This window comes from Streptomyces sp. RKAG290 (genome assembly GCF_023701695.1).
GTDB lineage: Bacteria > Actinomycetota > Actinomycetes > Streptomycetales > Streptomycetaceae > Streptomyces.
Genome location: NZ_JAJOZC010000001.1, coordinates 4,394,622 through 4,413,254 on the forward strand (window position 1 = coordinate 4,394,622; position 18,633 = coordinate 4,413,254).

Here is an 18,633-nt window from a genome sequence, read left to right on the forward strand (position 1 = left end):
GCGCTCGGTGCGCGCGGTGTCCTGGGGGCGGCCGACGAGAGCCGCTGGTGGCGGGGGTGGAGCCGGTGACCGGTCCGCGCGCTAGAAGCTCGCGATGACGCGGTCGGCCAGTATGTAGACGTTCTCCCTGCCGCACGAGAACGTCAGCGCGTACGCACCGGACACACCGGAACCACCCAGCAGCACCGGGTGCTCACCGGCCTGCAGCGACTCGGACAGGCGCTCGGCCGTCTCGCGGTGGCCGGGGGTCATACAGAGCGTGGTGCCGTCGGCGAAGACGTAGACGTCCAGGGTGCCGAGCGGGCCGGGGCGCACGTCGGAGAGTTCGGTGCGGCTGTCGGCGAGCTCTTCCAGGCGGTTCACCGTGCGCTCGTGGTCGGTGACGACGGGTGTCTGTACCGGCACGAAGTCGGGGTGCGAGGGGTGGCGGCGGCGGGCCGCTGCCAGCTCGGGCGAGTCCTCGGCGAACTCCACGATCTCGGGGAGTTCGGTGACGTCGGCCAGCTCGGCCAGTTCCGTCAGCTCCTCCAGAGCTTCGGTGGCGTCGAGGTCCATCGCCTCCAGACCGGCGAAGTCCGACATCTCCAGGCCGGCGAAGTCCGACTGCCGCGGCATGAAGAACGGGGCGTCCTCGCCGATCCCGGCCAGGCCGCCCAGCAGGGACGGGGCGTCGGCGGCGTCGCGGGCCTCCTGCGAGGCCCAGAAGGCACGGGCCTCGGCGAGCTCCCGCTCCCGCTCCTCGGCCAGCGCCTCGGCGACCGCCGCGCGTATTTCCGCGGCAGGGGTGGCGTCGTTACGGCTCTGAGCGGGTACAGCAGCTGTATGGGCGCGGCCGTCGGCCAGCTCCCTTCGCAGGGCCGTTACCTGCCTACGCAGCCCGTGAGCGGCGTGCAGAGCAGCAGCGCCCACGGCCGTGGCAGCGGCGGTGGTCAGCAACAGGGCAAGAGGCATGGCGCTCACTGACATACTCCCGGTTTCAATCGATCCCCCGACTTCCTACATCAGCTTGACCTGTACCGGCACCCTGTGTCAGTGCATTACGTCACGAATTGGACAGGTCTTTGTGCCTGGGGTTTAGCCCTGATGCGGGTGTGACCTGCGGGAATGACTCTCCCCCAGGAGATAGGTCACATCCTGGGGGAGATTCGGTCACGGTCGGGGCTCGGAACCGGCCATTCTGTCCGGCCGAAGGGCCTCGGAGCGGTGGTGCGACGCCCCGCTGCGGCCCGGCCCGAAGCGGCTCAGCTCAGCTCAGTCGCTCGATGACCATCGCCATGCCCTGGCCGCCGCCCACGCACATCGTCTCCAGACCGAACTGCTTGTCGTGGAACTGCAGGCTGTTGATCAGCGTGCCGGTGATCCGCGCGCCGGTCATGCCGAAGGGGTGGCCGACGGCGATGGCGCCGCCGTTGACGTTGACCTTGTCCAGCGGCAGGCCGAGGTCACGGTAGGACGGGATCACCTGGGCCGCGAAGGCCTCGTTGATCTCGGCCAGGTCGATGTCGTCGACGGTCAGGCCGGCCCGCTTGAGGGCCTGCTTGCTCGCCTCGACCGGCCCGTAGCCCATGATCTCGGGGGAGAGGCCGGAGACGCCCGTGGAGACGATCCGGGCCAGCGGCGTCAGGCCGAGCTCGCGCGCCTTGGTGTCGGACATGATCACGAGCGCCGCGGCGCCGTCGTTGAGCGGGCAGCAGTTGGCCGCGGTGACCAGGCCGTCGGGGCGGAAGACCGGCTTCAGGCCCTGCACGCCCTCCAGGGAGACGCCCGCGCGGGGGCCGTCGTCCTTGGAGACCACGGTGCCGTCCGGGGTCGTCACCGGGGTGATCTCGCGCTCCCAGAAGCCGTTCTTGAGGGCTTCCTCGGCGAGGTTCTGCGACCGGACGCCGAACTCGTCCATGTCCTGGCGGGTGACGCCCTTGATCCGGGCCAGGTTCTCCGCGGTCTGGCCCATCGAGATGTACGCGTCCGGGACCAGGCCGTCCTCGCGCGGGTCCTGCCAGCTCGCGCCGGACTCCTCGGCGCGGGCCGCGGTGCGGGCCTCCGCGTCGGCGAAGAGCGGGTTGTGGGTGTCCGGGAGGCTGTCGGAGTTGCCCTTGGCGAACCGGGACACCATCTCGACACCGGCCGAGATGAAGACGTCGCCCTCGCCGGCCTTGATGGCGTGCAGCGCCATGCGGCTGGTCTGCAGGGAGGACGAGCAGTAGCGGGTGACCGTACAGCCGGGAAGGTGGTCCATCCCCATCTGCACGGCGATGATGCGGCCCAGGTTGTTGCCCTGCTCGCCGCCGGGGAGGCCGCAGCCGAGCATCAGGTCGTCGATGTCCTTGGGGTCCAGCTCGGGGACCTTGGCCAGCGCGGTCTGGATGATCGTGGCGGTCAGGTCGTCCGCCCGCAGGTCCTTCAGCGAGCCCTTGAAGGCCCGGCCGATGGGGGAACGGGCAGCAGAGACGATCACGGCTTCGGGCATCACGCGGCTCCATGAGGGATGGAAGGCTTGTGGCAGGACTGCTCTGGAAGTTACCCGGACGTACCGCAGAGGTCACCCGACAGGCAGTGTGATGCGGGCCTCTTTTCTAAGCAACCGCTCAGTCTGGCGCCCGGCCCGTTTCCGTCGGGGCCGGGCATCGGTCCGCAGGGGCGGCGCCCCTGTCCGGCCCGCTTAACCTGTGGATGACGGACGGCATCAGGAGGAAACGCGGTGACGGAGCGCAGCTCGCTGCGGGACCTTGTGTACGAGACCCTGCGGCGGCGGATCGTCGAGGTCGAACTCCAGCCGGGGCAGCGGCTCGTGGAGCGGGATCTCGCCGCCGAGCTGGAGGTCTCCCGCATCCCGCTGCGCGAGGGGCTGCGGCTGCTCGCCGCGGAGGGACTGGTCGTGCTGGTCCCGCACCGGGGCGCCCTGGTGGCGCCGTTCACGCCGGCCGACGTGCGGGACCTCTTCGACGTACGTGAGTCGCTGGAGTCCCTCGCGGCCCGGCTGACCGCCGAGCGCCACGACGAGGCCGGCCTGGCCCGGCTGGCGGAGCGGCTGGAGCGGGCGAGGGCGGCGACCGGGTCCGGTGACTGGCGCGCCATCGCCGAAGCGAACGCGGGCTTCCACGTCGACATCGTGGAGCTGGCCGCCAATCCGCTGCTCAGCGGCATCATGGGCCCGCTGGAGGCCCGTACCCACTGGCTGTTCCGGCTGACCGCCCAGCGCGACCCGGACCAGCAGTGCGCCGAGCACGAGGAGCTGTACGAGGCCGTCGCGGCCCGGGACGCGGACCGGGCGGCGGCCCTCGCCCACGCACACGTGGCGAGCGGCCGGGCGACCAGCACGGAGCTGGCCGCCCGCTGGTCGCACCCCGAGGTCGACCCGGCCGAGGTCGCCTCCCGCCGTCGGCGCCGCCGCGCCCCGGCGGCCCCGGCGGCCCCGGAGCCCGCGCAGGCCCCGGCCACCCCTGCGGTGTGAGGCGGTGAGCGGCGCAGCGCCCCGTAAGGCGGTGACGGTGCCCTGCCCCTGTGCAGCGGCATGAGGCGCTGACCGGTGCCGCGCGACACCGTGAGGAGGCGTGCGGCTGCGGCCGGCGGGCCCGATCCCCGGCCGTCCGCGCTCAGGCGTGCCGCGGTGAGGTGTCGGTGCCCGGACGTCGCTCCACGCGGGTGGAGCCGCCCTCGCCGTGCATCTCCGGGTGCGGGTGCGGCTCGGTGGGCGCGGGCAGACGCCGCCGCCTGCGGTGCTTGAGGAGGGCCCAGGGGGCTCGCGCCCCGGTGACCTCCGTACCGGCCTCCTTGGCCGCCTGGGAGGCCGCCTTGGCCACCGGCAGGATGTCCTCACGCCGGGCGCCGTCCAGATGATCGGACTCGGGCCACAGCCCCAGCACCGCGCAGAGCGTGGGCAGCAGCGCCATCGCAGCCGTCGCGTAGCCCTCCGCCGACGGGTGGTAGTTGTCCGGGCCGAACAGCTCCCGCGGATTCGCCTCGAACTCCGGGCCCAGCAGGTCGCCCAGCGACACCGTGCGCCCGCCCTGCTCCACGGAACCGATCGTCTGCGCCGCCGCCAGCTGCCTGCTCACCCGCCGGGCCAGCCACCGCAGCGGCTGGTAGACCGGCTCGATGGTGCCCAGGTCCGGACAGGTCCCGACCACCACCTCGGCCCCCGCCGTACGCAGCCTGCGCACCGCCGTGGTCAGACAGCGCACCGACTGGGTCGCGGGCATCCGGTGCGTCACGTCGTTCGCGCCGATCATGATCACGCAGACATCAGGGACCCGGGCCGGGTCGGCCAGCAGCAGCGAGACCTGCCGCTCCAGGTCGTCCGACCTGGCACCCGGCTGCGCGACGTTGCGCAGGTCCACCGGCCGTTCGGACACCGCCGCAAGCCCCGAGGCGAGCAGCGCCCCCGGTGTCTGCCCGGCCCGGCGCACCCCCTGCCCGGCCGCCGTGGAGTCCCCGAGCAGTCCGAACCGCAGCGGATCCGACGGTCCGGCGAACGCCACTCCGTACCGCCCGTCCGCGCTCGGCGGGACCGGCGCTGTGCCGCCTCCCACCAGCCGCTTCGCCAGCTGGACCTCCGCCAGCAGGATGCCTACCGCCGCGGCTCCCAGCAGCCCGACGCTGCCGCCGCCGTAGGCCGCGCCCGCCGCGATCCGCCGTGCCACCCTCGCCCTCGACACAGTCCGGTCCACCTCCTCGTCGCCTTACGGCCTCACCCACGACCGCCAGCGGCGTCGCGGCGTACCGCGGGTGAGGTCGTCACTGCCGTACACAGAGCTAACTGCCCCCAAGGGGCCGTCGTTCAATCGCTTCGCCCAATCTCGTGCCCGTACGCATACTCTTGCGGCACCATCTCGGAGACCCCGGAGTACACGGTGCAATTCCACGATTCGATGATCAGCCTCGTAGGCAATACCCCGCTGGTGAGGCTGCGCAATGTGACGGCAGGCATCCAGGCGACGGTCCTGGCCAAGGTCGAGTACTTCAACCCCGGCGGCTCGGTCAAGGACCGGATCGCCCTGCGCATGATCGAGGCCGCCGAGCAGAGCGGCGAGCTGCAGCCCGGCGGCACGATCGTCGAGCCGACGAGCGGCAACACGGGCGTCGGCCTGGCGATCGTCGCGCAGCAGAAGGGCTACAAGTGCATCTTCGTCTGCCCGGACAAGGTGTCCACGGACAAGATCAATGTGCTGCGCGCCTACGGAGCCGAGGTCGTCGTCTGCCCCACGGCGGTCGACCCCGAGCACCCGGACTCGTACTACAACGTCTCCGACCGGCTGGTCAGTGAGACGCCGGGTGCCTGGAAGCCCGACCAGTATTCCAACCCGAACAACCCCCGCTCCCACTACGAGACCACCGGTCCCGAGCTGTGGGAGCAGACGGAGGGGAAGATCACCCACTTCGTCGCGGGCGTCGGCACCGGCGGCACGATCAGCGGCACCGGCCGCTATCTGAAGGAAGCCAGCGGCGGCGCGGTCAAGGTCGTCGGCGCGGACCCGGAGGGCTCGGTCTACTCGGGCGGCTCCGGCCGGCCGTATCTGGTCGAGGGCGTCGGCGAGGACTTCTGGCCGTCGGCGTACGACCGCACGGTCACCGACGAGATCGTCGCCGTGTCCGACAAGGACTCCTTCCAGATGACCCGCCGGCTCGCCAAGGAGGAGGGCCTGCTGGTCGGCGGCTCCTGCGGCATGGCGGTCGTCGGTGCCCTGGAGGTCGCGAAGCGGCTGGGGCCGGACGACGTGGTCGTCGTGCTGCTCCCGGACAGCGGGCGCGGCTACCTGAGCAAGATCTTCAACGACGAGTGGATGGCGGACTACGGCTTCCTGGAGGGTTCCGGCCCGTCCGCGCGCGTCGGGGACGTCCTCGGCTACAAGGAGGGACCGATCCCGACGCTCGTCCACATGCACCCGGAGGAGACCGTCGGGGAGGCGATCGACGTCCTGCGTGAGTACGGCGTCTCGCAGATGCCGATCGTGAAGCCGGGCGCGGGCCACCCGGACGTGATGGCCGCCGAGGTCATCGGCTCGGTCGTCGAGCGGGAGCTGCTGAACGCGCTCTTCGCCCAGCGCGCGTCGCTCTCCGACCCGCTGGAGAAGCACATGTCGCCGCCGCTGCCGCAGGTCGGTTCCGGCGAACCGGTCGAGGACCTGATGGCGGTGCTCGGCGGCACGGGTGCGGCGGACGCGGCGATCGTGCTGGTGGAGGGGAAGCCGAAGGGTGTCGTCAGCAGGCAGGACCTGCTGGCGTTCCTCGCCAAGGACGCGTCGGCGGTCGCCAAGCCGTAGGGCCGGGATGTAAACGGCCGGAGTGCGGGCTTCGCGAAAACGGTACGAGCGCGACACGTACCCGCAGCACCCGCTTAACACGGGTCGGGCAGATTAGTGGGTGTCGGCAGGGAAACCCGCCGGCACCGATACGGCGACACGGACTACGGAGCGGCTCCCGGACCTCCACCGTCGCCTGGATGCGGAGACCGGCCCTGACCCGGACCGCGTCCCTCGCGGGGACCGCCGTCGTCCCGCCCCCTGGGAAACCGGGGGTGCGGCGGTCCCCGCGATTCATCTATGCGCGGAGATCGCGCGCACCCTCCTGGTCCCCGTCGCCCTCCTGCGCGCGGGGCGTGGCAGCCCAGCTCGCCAGCAGCGCGAGGCGTTCCGCGCTCCGCGACCCGGGTTCCGGGGTGTAGACCACCACGGACTGATCGGGGTCACCGGGCACGCCGAGCGTTTCGTACGGGAGCGTCAGCGCGCCCACCACGGGGTGGTCGATCCGCTTGACGCCGTACGTCTTCGCCTTCACCTGGTGGTCCGCCCACAGCCGGCGGAAATCCTCGCTCTTCATCGACAACTCGCCCACCAGTGCGGCCAGTTGTTTGTCGTCGGGGTGCAGCCCCGCGTCCAGCCGCAGATACGCGACCGTCTCCGCCGCCACCGCCGGCCACTCCGGGTACAGCTCCCGCGCGGCCGGTTCCAGGAAGGTCTGGCGCGGCATGTTGCGGTCGGCCGCGGGCATGCGGGAGAAGCCGACGACCGCGTCCCCCATCGCGTTCCAGGCCAGCACGTCCATCCGGCGGCCCAGGATGAAGGCGGGCGCCCGGTCGAAGGTGTCCAACAGCAGCCGCAGCCCCGGGCGCACCCGCTGGGCGGCGGGCGGCGTCGCCTTGCGCGTCCCGGGGCGCGCCACCGTGCGCAGGTAGGCGTGTTCCGTCTCGTCCAGCCCGAGCACCCGGGCTATCGCGTCGAGCACGGCGTCCGAGACGCTGGGGCCGCGCCCCTGTTCCAGCCGGATGTAGTAGTCGACGCTCACCCCCGCGAGCTGTGCGACCTCCTCGCGGCGCAGGCCGGGTACCCGCCTGCGGCCGTAGGAGTTCAGCCCGACGTCCTCGGGCTGAATGCGGGCACGTCGTGAGCGGAGGAAGTCTCCGAGGTCGCCGTCCATGCCGCCGATCGTAGAAGACCGGGCCGCCGCCCAGCCTGGTACTGCCGGACCCAGGAAAGACGCATCCCTGGGTAGCCGCCCCGCACTGCCGCAGAGTTGGGCCCAGGCCGGGGAGACGCCCCGGCCCCACAGCACAAGGGAGTACGGACATGTCGTACGGGACGCTCGCAGGCCGCACCGCCGTCATCACCGGAGCCGCCAGCGGCATGGGGAACGCGACCGCCCGGCTGCTCGCCGCGCAGGGGGTCTCGGTGGCGCTGCTGGCCCGCCGCGCGGAGCGGCTGGACGAGCTGGCCGCCAAGATCGGCGCCGACGGCGGCCGGGCGCTCGCCGTCGTCACCGACGTCACCGACCAGGCGTCCGTGGACGCCGCCGCCGAGCGGGTGCACGCCGAGTTCGGCCGGGTGGACCTGGTGGTCAACGCGGCCGGGGTGATGCTGCCGAACCCGGTGGACGAGGGCCGCACCGACGAGTGGCAGCGGATGCTGGACACCAACGTGGCGGGCGCCCTGCGCATCATCCGGGCCTTCACCGCCGACCTGGTGGCCGCGGCGGCCGAGGGCCGCACCGCCGACTTGGTCAACATCTCCTCGATCGGGGCGCACGTCACGTTCCCCAACTACGCGGTGTACGGCGCGACGAAGGCCGCGCTCACCTATCTCTCGGCCTCGCTGCGCACCGAACTCGGGCCGCGCGACGTCCGCGTCACGAACATCGAGCCCGGCCTCACCGACTCCGAACTGGCCGGACACGTCGACAACGCGGAACTCAGCGGCCAGCTCGACGGCATGTTCGACGCGCTCGGCGGGCTGTCCAGCGACGAGATCGCCGACCTGATCGCCTACACGACCAGCCGGGCACGCCACATCAACCTGCGCCAGCTGGTCGTCCTGCCGACCCGTCAGGCGTGAGACCCGTCGGGCCGCTCAGTCCTCCCAGTCGGGCTTCGGCCGCTCGGCCTCCCGGCGCCGGAACAGCCTCCTGCCGCCGGTCGCCTGGAAGGCGTTGACGCCGACGATGCCGAGCCAGGCCACGACCAGCCCCTGGATGCCCGCGTTGGCGACGCCGATGGCGGACAGCGGGATGGCCAGGACCAGCGTGATGATCGCGAATCCGTAGCGCTCACCGAAATGCCCCATCGGCGGCTCCGGGGTACGCGCCCCCGGGCGACGACGATCTGCTGCTCCGCGAGATGACGCCTGACCCGCCGGTCGAGCGTCCCGTCGAGCCGCTGCTCGACCTTCTCCAGAAACGACTCGACGAGCGCGGACTCGTAGTCGGCCCCCAGCTCGCTGCGGGCCTGCAGGGTGGCCTTGAGCTCCTTGTTGAGCTCGGTGTCGGGTGCGTCCATGGTCCTACGGTACGAAGCCGGGGCGGCAGGGTCAGTGGGGCTAACCCCCCTGTTTTCCCGGTGGGTGGGCGCCGGGGTGCGGCGACACGCCTCCTGACGGCAGGACCGGACGAGTTCGACGCGTTCTGTGCGGCGACCGCCAAGCGCCTGGCGGGACCCGCCCAGCGGATCTGCATATGGACATGCAGGTCCCTTGCTGGCTGAATGGATCTGTCGGAGCCGGATCGCGGCGCGACGGATCTACCGAGGGGACAGGATGAGCGGGAGCAGCCCGACCGCGAGGTTGCAGCAGCTGTTCGAGGGGCGCAGGCTCACGCCCACCCAGCGGCGCATCGCGCACTCGATGGTGCGCCGGGCCGGTGAGGCACCGTTCCTGTCCAGCGTCGAGCTGGCCGAACTGGCCGGGGTCAGCCAGCCCTCCGTGACCCGGTTCGCCGTCGCGCTCGGCTTCGACGGCTATCCCGCGCTGCGCCGGCACCTGCGCGAGGTCACCCCGGCCGGACCCGTCGCGGGCGGCGGCGAGGACACGTACAACGAGTACCAGCAGGCGGTGCACGCCGAGATCGAGAACCTGCGCCACCTCGCCGAGCTGCTCGCCGACGCGGGACCGGTCGAGCGGGCCGGACGGCTGCTCGCCGCCTCGCGGCCGCTGCTCGTGCTCGGGCTGCGCGCCGCCTCCTCGCAGGCCCGCGGGTTCGGATACTTCGCCGCCAAGGTGCACCCCGACGTCCGGGTGCTCGACGAGGGCGGCAGCATGCTGCACGACCGGATCGACGCCGCCCGGCGGGCCGGGGCCAGTGCGCTGATCTGCTTCGCGTTGCCGCGCCACCCCCGGGAGGTCGTGGACGCCCTCGCGTACGCACAGGAGCAGGGACTGTCCGTGGTGTCGGTCGCCGACTCGGCCTTCGCCCCGGTGGCGGCCCACAGCGACCTGCTGATCCCGGCCGCCGTCGGGACCGGGCTCGCCTTCGACACGGCGTGCGCGCCGATGCTGCTCGGGCGGGTCCTGCTGGAGGCCATGTGCGACGACCTGCCCGACGCGCAGGCGCGGCTGGAGGAGTTCGACGCGAAGGCGGCGGCGCGGGGTCTGTTCATCGAGTGAGCGGTGCGTTCGCCCCGTGCGGGGGGCGGTTCCGTGAGCTTGCCCGGTCCCGGGCTGGGGGTTTTGTCCTCAATCGCCGGACGGGCTTGAGTGGTGCGGGTGCCCCGTGGGGGGTGCGCTGTGTTCGGTGGGTGGTGGTCCGGTGCCCCTCCGGGGCGTCTCCTCAAACGACGAACGTTCCGCGGGTACGCGAGGGGCCCGGGTATCTGTTCGTCGTCCTGCGGGGACTCCCCTGCACGGCCCCGGACCGGTCCGTCCCGCGTCTGCGACGGTCATGGGGGCCGGTGTGCAGACGCGACCGATGCAGGGGGTGGGGACGTGCAGGGGAGTCCCCGCAGGAAATGGCGTAGGACCCGGGTCCCTCGCGGACCCGGGTGAACACGCCATTTCTGAGGAGACGCCCCGGAGGGGCACCACCCCCACCCACCGGGCAGAGCGCACCCCCCACCTCGGGGCCCCGGAACCCCACGGGGTGACCCGCGCATCTCAAGCCCGTCCGGCGATTGAGGACGGAACCCCGAACCAAGGGCCCCGCACCCCGCGGGGTGACCCGCGCATCTCAAGCCCGTCCGGCGATTGAGGACGGAACCCCGAACCAAGGGGACCCGCACCCCGCGGGGTGACCCGCGCATCTCAAGCCCGTCCGGCGATTGAGGACGGAACCCCGAACCAGACGAAGACTCGGCCCAGGCGTCAGAGCTCCAGCTCGGCTTCGATCCTCTTCAGCTGGTGGCGGGCCATGGCCAGGTTGGCGCGGCCGGAATCCAGGACCAGGTAGAGGAACAGGCCGTTGTTCCCACGGGTCTTGAGCAGCCGGATCAGGTGGTACTGGGTGCCCAGGGTAATCAGGATGTCCTCGATCTCGTCCTGGATGCCGAGGTGTTCCATGGTGCGGAGCTTGGCCCGTACGACGTCGGTGTTGCCCGCCGCCGCGACCTCCAGGTTGAATTCCTTGCCGCCCCCGAGGGTGCCCAGGGCCATGCCGCTCGTGTAGTCGACGAGGGCGACACCGGTGGTGCCCTCGATGGACGACATCGCTTCCTTCAGTGACGCTTCGGTGTTCGCCATGAGTGCTCGATTCCTTTCCCTGACCGGCCGTGCTGACCGGTCGTTCCGTTTCTGGTGTGCTGAGCTGTTCCGTGGTGCGGGCGGCGGCCGGCAGTGCTGCGGGGGGTGCCGTCCGCCGGTGTCAGGTCGGTCGGTGGGGCAGGGCGCCCGGTTGCTGCGGTGGGCGTGGCTCGGGGCTCCGCTGGCCGGGCGGGGGCTGCGGGGTGCGCTCCAGTGCGGCGTCGACCAGCTCGCCGATCCGGGTGCCGGCCCGGCGGCCCTCCAGATGGAGCCGGCCGACGTTGATCCGGTCCTCGGCCAGCAGGGTCAGCACGGCCGACGAGCCGGCGGCGTACGTGGCGATGTAGCCCGTCTCGCCGCGCACGAGGAGTTCGCGGAAGCCGCCCCGGCCGGTCGCTTCCGTCATCCGGATCGAGACGCCGAGCGCGGCCGCGGTCAGTGCGGCGACCCCCTCCGCCTCCACCCCCGGGGTGTCATGGGCGAGGACGAGGCCGTCGGTGCTGGCCGCCAGGGCGCCGAGGAGGAGCGGCACCCGGGCCCGCAGCCGCTGGAGTTCGGCCAGGACGTCCTGGACTTCGGCCTCGGGCACCATCAGCTGTCTCCTCCCGGCACGCTGTCTGAGCGCGCGTATCACAGGGCCTCCAATGCGTCTCGGAGCCGGCGCAACAGGGCGACGTCGGGGTCGGCCGTGACCTCGGGCAGCGCGATCCGGGCGGCCGCGGAGGCGGCGGGGCCGGTCGGCTGCCGGACCGCTTCCACCAGCCCGGCGGCCGCCAGCCGCCGCAGGTCGACCAGGGTGTGGAACGCCGACCTGCCCAGCTCCTGGGCGATGCCGGTCGCGGTACGCACCCCGTCCACGCAGTCCAGGACGCGGCGTTGGCGCGGTGGGACGGGGGAGTCGACGGGGCGGCCGGTCCGGACGAGCGGGGCGCTGTCGGTCACCGCCTCCGGCCAGATCCGGTCCAGCAGTTCCCGGCGCCGGAGCGTCTCGCGCTGCACGGCATCGACGGGGACGGGGCGGACCGGGCCTATCCAGTGGGCGACCCCGTACCGGAAGCGGGCCGGGGTGCGGGTCGGGGCGAGGGCGAAGAACGCCGCGTCGTACAACGCCCCCAGGTGGCACAGCTCCAGCGCGCCGCCCGGCACCCGCCCGCTGTCCACGAGGTAGCGGCCGACCCGCTGTCCGGCACCGGCCTGGGCGACCGCGTCCCACCAGCCCTCGCGGTGCAGTGCGCCGCCCCGGGTGAGCAGGACGTCGATACCGGGCGTGGCCGGGCTCTCGGCGTGCACCACCTTGCCGTCGGCGAGGTAGAGGGTGCCGCGGTCGCGCATCAGGGCGCCGGTGGCCCGTTCGGCTGCGAGGCGCTGGAGCATGGGCGAGAGTACGGGGACGGGGGCGGGTGCGGGGGCGGTCGTTCTCATGCCAGGACCAGCCGCTCGGCCATCTCGCCCAGCCGTATCCGGGCCAGGGCCAGATTGCCCTCCGCGCGGTCCAGCCAGAGGTGGAGGAAGACGCTGCTGTCGAAGGCCGTCTCGACGAACCGGAGGATGTGGTACCCGGCGCGGGTGGTGACGATGACATCCTCGACCGGGGGCGCCGTCCCCGCGCTGCCGGGCGTGGCCGGTGCTTCGGGTGGGCCGAGCGCGAAGGCGGGCTGCTCGGCCGCCATCCGTGCCACCTCGGCCGTCTCGGCCGCGGTGGCCTCGTGATCACCGTTGGGCGAGTCGCCGATGGTGCCGAGAGCGAGACCGCTCGTCCAGTCGACCACGGCGGCGCCACGGGCACCGGGCAGTCTCATGACGTCGAGCAGGCATTCGTCGATTCCGGGCACGCGGACTCCCCTCCGACGCTGCGTGCGGCTGTGACCACGAGGTTACGCAACGTGCTTGCACCAGGTGGAGGTTTTGGCATTTTCCACAGGTACATGCAGGCGATGGCGGAAAATGCCCCGCCGGAGGCCGATGGGCGTGGCCCGCAGGCCCGCCCGCGCCCCTTCGCCCGGCCGCTCGGGCCCCCTTCGTGCCGACTCCCTCCCCACCCTGTTGACTGGAGCTATTCAGTCAATCAAGATGTGAATAGAAAATTCACAGTCGCGAGGAGGCATTGCCATGTCAGGACCCCGCCCCGTACGGGCACCGCGCGGTACGGAACTGAGCGCCCTGGGATGGCAGCAGGAAGCCGCCCTGCGCATGCTGCAGAACAACCTGGACCCCGAGGTCGCCGAGCACCCCGACAAGCTCGTCGTCTACGGCGGCACCGGCAAGGCGGCCCGGGACTGGCGCTCGTTCGACGCGATGGTGCGCACGCTGCAGACGCTCAAGCAGGACGAGACGATGCTCGTCCAGTCCGGGCGGCCGGTCGGCGTCATGCAGACGCACGAGTGGGCCCCGCGGGTCCTGATCGCCAACTCCAACCTGGTCGGCGACTGGGCGAACTGGGAGGAGTTCAGGCGCCTGGAGGCCCTCGGGCTCACCATGTACGGCCAGATGACCGCCGGCTCGTGGATCTACATCGGTACGCAGGGCATCCTGCAGGGCACGTACGAGACTTTCGCCGCCGTCGCCGCCAAGAAGTTCGGCGGGACGCTGGCCGGGACGATCACGCTGACCGCCGGGCTCGGCGGCATGGGCGGCGCCCAGCCGCTCGCCGTGACGATGAACGACGGCGTCGCGATCTGTATCGACTGCGACCCGCGCGCCATCGACCGCCGCATCGAGCACCGCTTCCTGGACGTGAAGGCCGACAACCTGGAGCACGCCCTCCAGCTGGCCACCGAGGCGCGGGACGCCCGCAAGCCGCTCTCCATCGGCCTGCTCGGCAACGCCGCGGAGCTGCTGCCGCGCATGCTGGCCGAGGGCGCCCCGGTCGACATCGTCACCGACCAGACCAGCGCGCACGACCCGCTGGCCTACCTCCCGCTCGGGATCGACTTCGACGACATGGCCGCGTACGCCACCGAGAAGCCCGCCGACTTCACGCTGCGCGCCCGTGAGTCGATGGCGAAGCACGTCGAGGCGATGGTCGGCTTCATGGACGCGGGCGCCGAGGTCTTCGACTACGGCAACTCGATCCGCGGCGAGGCCCAGCTCGCGGGCTACGAGCGGGCCTTCGACTTCCCGGGCTTCGTGCCCGCCTACATCCGGCCGCTCTTCTGCGAGGGCAAGGGCCCGTTCCGCTGGGCGGCCCTGTCCGGCGAGGCGTCCGACATCCACAAGACCGACAAGGCGATGCTCGAACTCTTCCCGGAGAACGAGTCGCTGCACCGCTGGATCAAGATGGCCGGCGAGCGCGTGCACTTCCAGGGGCTGCCCGCCCGCATCTGCTGGCTCGGCTACGGCGAGCGCGACCGGGCCGGTGAGCGGTTCAACGACATGGTGGCGAGCGGTGAGCTGGCCGCGCCGCTCGCGATCGGGCGCGACCACCTGGACTGCGGTTCCGTGGCCTCCCCGTACCGGGAGACCGAGGCCATGCTCGACGGGTCCGACGCGATCGCGGACTGGCCGCTGCTGAACGCCATGGTCAACGTGGCGTCGGGGCCTCCTGGGTCTCCATCCACCACGGCGGCGGTGTGGGCATGGGGCGTTCCCTGCACGCGGGCCAGGTGACGGTCGCCGACGGCACGAAGCTCGCGGGCGAGAAGATCCGCCGGGTGCTGACCAACGACCCGGGCATGGGGTCATCCGGCACGTGGACGCGGGGTACGACATCGCGGAGTCGGTCGCCGCGGACAAGGGCGTGCGGGTGCCGATGACGGAGGACGGGGCGTGACGTCGCCGACCGGGTCGCCGGCCGGCGGCCCGCAGCCTTCCTTCCAGGCCATGTGGCGGGAGCTCGCTCCCATCGGGCGTCATCCGGAGAGCGGCGGGTACCGGCGTCACGCCTGGACCGCCGCCGACGCGGACTGCCGTGCGTGGTTCCGAGCGCAGGCCGAGTCGCGCGGGCTGACCCTGGAGCTCGACCGCAACGGCAACCAGTGGGCCTGGCTCGGCGACCCGCTGGCCGGGGACGCGGTCGTCACCGGTTCGCACCTCGACTCGGTGCCGGACGGCGGCGCCTTCGACGGGCCGCTCGGCGTCGTCTCCTCCTTCGCCGCCCTCGATGAACTCCGCCGCAGGGGAGTGGAGTTCACCAGGCCGCTGGCCATCACCAACTTCGGCGACGAGGAGGGCGCCCGCTTCGGCCTCGCCTGCGTCGGCTCCCGGCTCGCCGCCGGCCAGCTGACGGTCGAGGCCGCACACCGGCTGCGGGACGGCGAGGGCATCACGCTCCCGCAGGCCATGGAGGCGGCCGGGCACGACCCGGACACCCTCGGCCCGGACCCCGAACGGCTTGCCCGTATCGGCGCGTTCGTCGAGCTGCACGTCGAACAGGGCCGCGCCCTCGACCTCAGCGGCGACCCGGTCGGCATCGCCTCCGCGATCTGGCCGCACGGCCGCTGGCGGTTCGACTTCCGCGGCGAGGCCAACCACGCGGGCACCACCCGCCTCGCCGACCGGCGCGACCCGATGCTCACGTACGCCGAGACCGTGCTGGCCGCACGGCGGGAGGCGGAACTGGCCGGCGCACTGGCCACCTTCGGCAAGATTGCCGTCGAGCCGAACGGCGTCAACGCCATCCCCTCCCTGGTACGCGGCTGGCTCGACTCCCGGGCCGCCGACCAGGACACCCTGGACACCGTCGTCACCGGCATCGAGCACGCCGCCCGGGAACACGCCCGGCGGGCCGGGATCGATCTCGAAGTCGTACGGGAGTCCTTCACGCCCGTCGTGGAGTTCCAGCACGCCCTGCGCGACGAGCTGGGCACGATCCTGAAGGGCGCCACCCGTGGCACCGGCCGCGCCGTCCCCGTGCTCGGCACCGGAGCGGGCCACGACGCGGGTATTTTGTCCGCTTCGGCCCCTACCGCCATGCTGTTCGTACGGAACCCCACCGGGATCTCGCACTCGCCGGCCGAACACGCCGCCGAGGACGACTGCGTGGCCGGGGTGATCGCACTCGCCGACGTACTGGAAGGTCTCGCGTGCCGCTGACAACGGAGCCGACGGGCAAGCCCCCCGCCGTGACGTACTGGCTCTCCCATGCCTGGCTCGGCACCCATGTCGAGCCGGGCGTGGTCCTGGAGGTGTCCGGAGGGCTGATCGCCGGGGTGCGGACCGGCGTCGACTCGCCACCGCCCGGCGCGACCGTGCTGCGCGGGCTCACGCTGCCCGGCCTCGCCAACGCCCACTCGCACGCCTTCCACCGGGCCCTGCGCTCCACCGTCCAGGTCGGCTCCGGCACCTTCTGGACCTGGCGCGAGACGATGTACCAGGTCGCGTCCCGGCTCACCCCGGACACCTACTACGACCTGGCCCGCGCGGTGTACGCCGAGATGGCGCTGGCCGGCATCACCGCGGTCGGCGAATTCCACTACCTGCACCACGCGCCGGGCGGCACCCCCTACAGCAACCCGAACGCGATGGGTGAGGCTCTGATCGCGGCCGCGCGCGAGGCCGGCATCCGGATCACGCTGCTGGACACCGCCTATCTCGCCGCCGGATTCGGCCGACGGCCCTCCCAGCACCAGCAGCCCGACCGGCACCAGCTGCGCTTCTCCGACACCACCGCCGACGCCTGGGCCGAACGCGCCTCCCTCCTCAAGGGCGACGAACACGCCCTGATCGGCGCCGCCGTCCACTCGGTCCGTGCCGTACCCGCCGACCAGCTCGCCACGGTCGCCGAATGGGCCGAGGCGCGGCAGGCGCCGCTCCACGTCCACCTCTCCGAGCAGACCGCGGAGAACGACGCCTGCCTCGCCACCCACGGCTGCACCCCCACCCGGCTCCTCGCCGACCACGGGGTCCTCGGCCCGCGCACCACCGGCGTGCACAACACCCACCTCACCGACGAGGACATCGCGCTCATCGGCTCCTCGGCCACCGGCACCTGCATGTGCCCGACCACCGAACGCGATCTCGCCGACGGCATCGGCCCCGCGGTCGCCCTCCAGCGCGCCGGCTCCCCGCTCTCGCTGGGCAGCGACAGCCACGCCGTGATCGACCTCTTCGAAGAAGCCCGCGCGATGGAGCTCAACGAGCGCCTGCGCACCCGGACCCGCGGGCACTGGACGGCGGCCGCACTGCTGCGCGCCGCCTCCGCCGACGGCCACGCCGCGCTCGGCCGGCCCGACGCGGGCATCCTCGAACCGGGCGCGCCCGCCGACCTGGTGACGATCGCCCTGGACTCCGTCAGAACAGCGGGGCCGGTACCCCGGCTGGCTGCCGAAACAGCCGTATTCGCCGCCTCCGCAGCCGATGTGCGCCACACGGTGGTCGCCGGCCGGCACATCGTGCGAGACGGACAGCACGCACTGGTCGCCGACGTCCCCGCAGCGCTCGCGAAGGCCATCGCCGCCCTGCACCACTGAGCGCTCTTGAGGGGCCGGTCAGCCCCGCGCCCCCGCCGACACGCAAGGAGAGCAGCCCCCCGATGACGACGACCGCCATCTCCCACATCTCCGCACTGGTCACCAACGACCCCTCCCTCGGTGACAACTCCCCCCTCGGACTGATCCAGGACGCGGCCGTCGTCATCGAGGGCGACCGGGTCGTCTGGACCGGTGAATCAAGCAAAGCACCCGCCACCGACAACGCCGTCGACGCGGCCGGCCGGGCCGTGATCCCCGGCTTCGTGGACTCCCACTCCCACCTCCTGTTCGCCGGTGACCGCACCCAGGAGTTCAACGCCCGGATGTCCGGCCGGGCCTACACCGCCGGCGGCATCAGGACCACCGTCGCCGCCACCCGCGCCGCCACCGACGAGGAACTCTCCGCCAACGTCGCCCGCTACCTCGCGGAGGCGCTGCGGCAGGGCACCACCACCTTCGAGACCAAGTCCGGCTACGGCCTCACCGTCGAGGACGAGGCCCGCGCGCTGCGCATCGCCGCCCGCCACACCGACGAGGTGACCTTCCTCGGCGCCCACATCGTCTCCCCGGACTACGCGGACGACCCGGCCGGCTACGTCGACCTGGTCACCGGTCCGATGCTCGACGCCTGCGCCCCGTACGCCCGTTGGATCGACGTCTTCTGCGAGAAGGGGGCGTTCGACGGGGACCAGGCCCGCGCCGTGCTCACCGCGGGCCTGGCCAAGGGTCTGCACCCGCGCGTGCACGCCAACCAGCTCGGCCACGGTCCCGGCGTCCAGCTCGCCGTCGAACTCGACGCCGCGTCAGCCGACCACTGCACCCACCTCACCGACGCCGACATCGACGCCCTGGCCCAGTCCGCCACCGTCGCCACGCTGCTGCCCGGCGCCGAGTTCTCCACCCGCGCCGCCTGGCCCGACGCCCGCCGCATCCTCGACGCGGGCGCCACCGTCGCGCTCTCCACGGACTGCAACCCGGGCTCCTCGTTCACCTCTTCCATGCCCTTCTGCGTCGCACTCGCCGTGCGCGACATGGGCATGACCCCCGACGAGGCACTCTGGTCCGCCACCGCGGGCGGCGCCGCGGCCCTGCGCCGCACGGACATCGGCCGCATCACCCCCGGTGCCCGTGCCGACCTGGTGATCCTGGACGCGCCCAGCCATGTCCATCTCGCCTACCGGCCGGGCGTACCGCTGGTGCACGAGGTCTGGCGGCGCGGCGAGCGCATCGGTGTACGGGAGCGCGCCTGACGTCACGGCAGCAACGCGGAAGGACCTGCCCCTTGTCGGGGC

General features: G+C 72.4%; 15 protein-coding genes and 2 pseudogenes. 8 read left to right on the top strand and 9 right to left on the bottom strand.

Translation table 11 applies throughout. The features are described 5' to 3' along the window. Window positions 1-81: 81 nt before the first annotated feature. Window positions 82-966: a hypothetical protein gene (locus tag LNW71_RS19370; RefSeq protein WP_250969385.1), complete on the bottom strand. Its 885-nt coding sequence runs from the start codon at window positions 964-966 to the stop codon at window positions 82-84. A gap of 280 nt (window positions 967-1,246) precedes the next feature. Continuing rightward, entirely contained in the window at window positions 1,247-2,467 is a 1,221-nt protein-coding gene (locus LNW71_RS19375) for an acetyl-CoA C-acetyltransferase (protein WP_250969386.1), read from the bottom strand. A 231-nt stretch (window positions 2,468-2,698) separates the two neighbouring features. Between LNW71_RS19375 and LNW71_RS19380 the strand changes: the two genes are divergently transcribed. After that, a complete protein-coding gene (locus LNW71_RS19380; RefSeq protein WP_250969387.1) occupies window positions 2,699-3,451 on the top strand; it encodes a GntR family transcriptional regulator in 753 nt (250 codons plus the stop codon). A 142-nt stretch (window positions 3,452-3,593) separates the two neighbouring features. Here LNW71_RS19380 and LNW71_RS19385 read toward each other — a convergent pair whose 3' ends face one another. Next, the gene (locus LNW71_RS19385) at window positions 3,594-4,640 is read right to left on the bottom strand and encodes an SGNH/GDSL hydrolase family protein (RefSeq protein WP_250972068.1); all 1,047 of its coding nucleotides are present in this window, start codon (window positions 4,638-4,640) and stop codon (window positions 3,594-3,596) included. 210 nt (window positions 4,641-4,850) lie between these two features. Here LNW71_RS19385 and LNW71_RS19390 point away from each other — a divergent pair, with 210 nt between their 5' ends. Then, entirely contained in the window at window positions 4,851-6,260 is a 1,410-nt protein-coding gene (locus LNW71_RS19390) for a cystathionine beta-synthase (RefSeq protein ID WP_250969388.1), read from the top strand. Between the two features lie 277 nt (window positions 6,261-6,537). Here LNW71_RS19390 and LNW71_RS19395 read toward each other — a convergent pair whose 3' ends face one another. Beyond that, window positions 6,538-7,413 carry a helix-turn-helix transcriptional regulator gene (locus LNW71_RS19395; RefSeq protein WP_250969389.1) on the bottom strand — a complete coding sequence of 292 codons (876 nt, stop codon included), beginning with the start codon at window positions 7,411-7,413 and terminating at the stop codon, window positions 6,538-6,540. 149 nt (window positions 7,414-7,562) lie between these two features. Here LNW71_RS19395 and LNW71_RS19400 point away from each other — a divergent pair, with 149 nt between their 5' ends. Further along, on the top strand, window positions 7,563-8,324 hold the full coding sequence (locus LNW71_RS19400) for an SDR family oxidoreductase (RefSeq protein WP_250969390.1): 762 nt from the start codon (window positions 7,563-7,565) through the stop codon (window positions 8,322-8,324). Between the two features lie 15 nt (window positions 8,325-8,339). Here the strand turns inward: LNW71_RS19400 and LNW71_RS19405 are convergent. Continuing rightward, window positions 8,340-8,764 (bottom strand): annotated as a pseudogene (locus LNW71_RS19405) (hypothetical protein). Window positions 8,765-9,020: 256 nt separating this feature from the next. Here LNW71_RS19405 and LNW71_RS19410 point away from each other — a divergent pair. Further along, on the top strand, window positions 9,021-9,866 hold the full coding sequence (locus tag LNW71_RS19410; protein ID WP_250969391.1) for a MurR/RpiR family transcriptional regulator: 846 nt from the start codon (window positions 9,021-9,023) through the stop codon (window positions 9,864-9,866). 693 nt (window positions 9,867-10,559) lie between these two features. On the opposite strand, the gene LNW71_RS19415 is transcribed toward LNW71_RS19410, so the two are convergent. The 4 genes from LNW71_RS19415 to LNW71_RS19430 form a co-directional block, all read right to left on the bottom strand. Beyond that, on the bottom strand, window positions 10,560-10,934 hold the full coding sequence (locus LNW71_RS19415) for a hypothetical protein (protein ID WP_250969392.1): 375 nt from the start codon (window positions 10,932-10,934) through the stop codon (window positions 10,560-10,562). Window positions 10,935-11,055: 121 nt separating this feature from the next. After that, window positions 11,056-11,526 carry a roadblock/LC7 domain-containing protein gene (locus LNW71_RS19420; RefSeq protein WP_250969393.1) on the bottom strand — a complete coding sequence of 157 codons (471 nt, stop codon included), beginning with the start codon at window positions 11,524-11,526 and terminating at the stop codon, window positions 11,056-11,058. 38 nt (window positions 11,527-11,564) lie between these two features. Then, entirely contained in the window at window positions 11,565-12,356 is a 792-nt protein-coding gene (locus LNW71_RS19425; protein ID WP_250969394.1) for a transcriptional regulator, read from the bottom strand. Further along, entirely contained in the window at window positions 12,353-12,766 is a 414-nt protein-coding gene (locus tag LNW71_RS19430; RefSeq protein ID WP_250969395.1) for a hypothetical protein, read from the bottom strand. Before LNW71_RS19430 ends, LNW71_RS19425 begins: the two co-directional genes overlap by 4 nt. A gap of 277 nt (window positions 12,767-13,043) precedes the next feature. On the opposite strand from LNW71_RS19430, the pseudogene hutU reads away from it, so the two are divergent. The 4 genes and pseudogenes from hutU (at window position 13,044) to hutI (ending at window position 18,591) form a co-directional block, all read left to right on the top strand. Next, a pseudogene (gene hutU, locus LNW71_RS19435) lies at window positions 13,044-14,703 on the top strand (urocanate hydratase). A 50-nt stretch (window positions 14,704-14,753) separates the two neighbouring features. Continuing rightward, on the top strand, window positions 14,754-15,965 hold the full coding sequence (locus LNW71_RS19440) for an allantoate amidohydrolase (protein ID WP_250972069.1): 1,212 nt from the start codon (window positions 14,754-14,756) through the stop codon (window positions 15,963-15,965). Next, on the top strand, window positions 15,956-17,341 hold the full coding sequence (locus LNW71_RS19445) for a formimidoylglutamate deiminase (RefSeq protein ID WP_250969396.1): 1,386 nt from the start codon (window positions 15,956-15,958) through the stop codon (window positions 17,339-17,341). Before LNW71_RS19440 ends, LNW71_RS19445 begins: the two co-directional genes overlap by 10 nt. 62 nt (window positions 17,342-17,403) lie before the next feature. Next, the gene (hutI, locus tag LNW71_RS19450; RefSeq protein ID WP_250969397.1) at window positions 17,404-18,591 is read left to right on the top strand and encodes an imidazolonepropionase; all 1,188 of its coding nucleotides are present in this window, start codon (window positions 17,404-17,406) and stop codon (window positions 18,589-18,591) included. The last annotated feature ends 42 nt before the right edge of the window (window positions 18,592-18,633 follow it).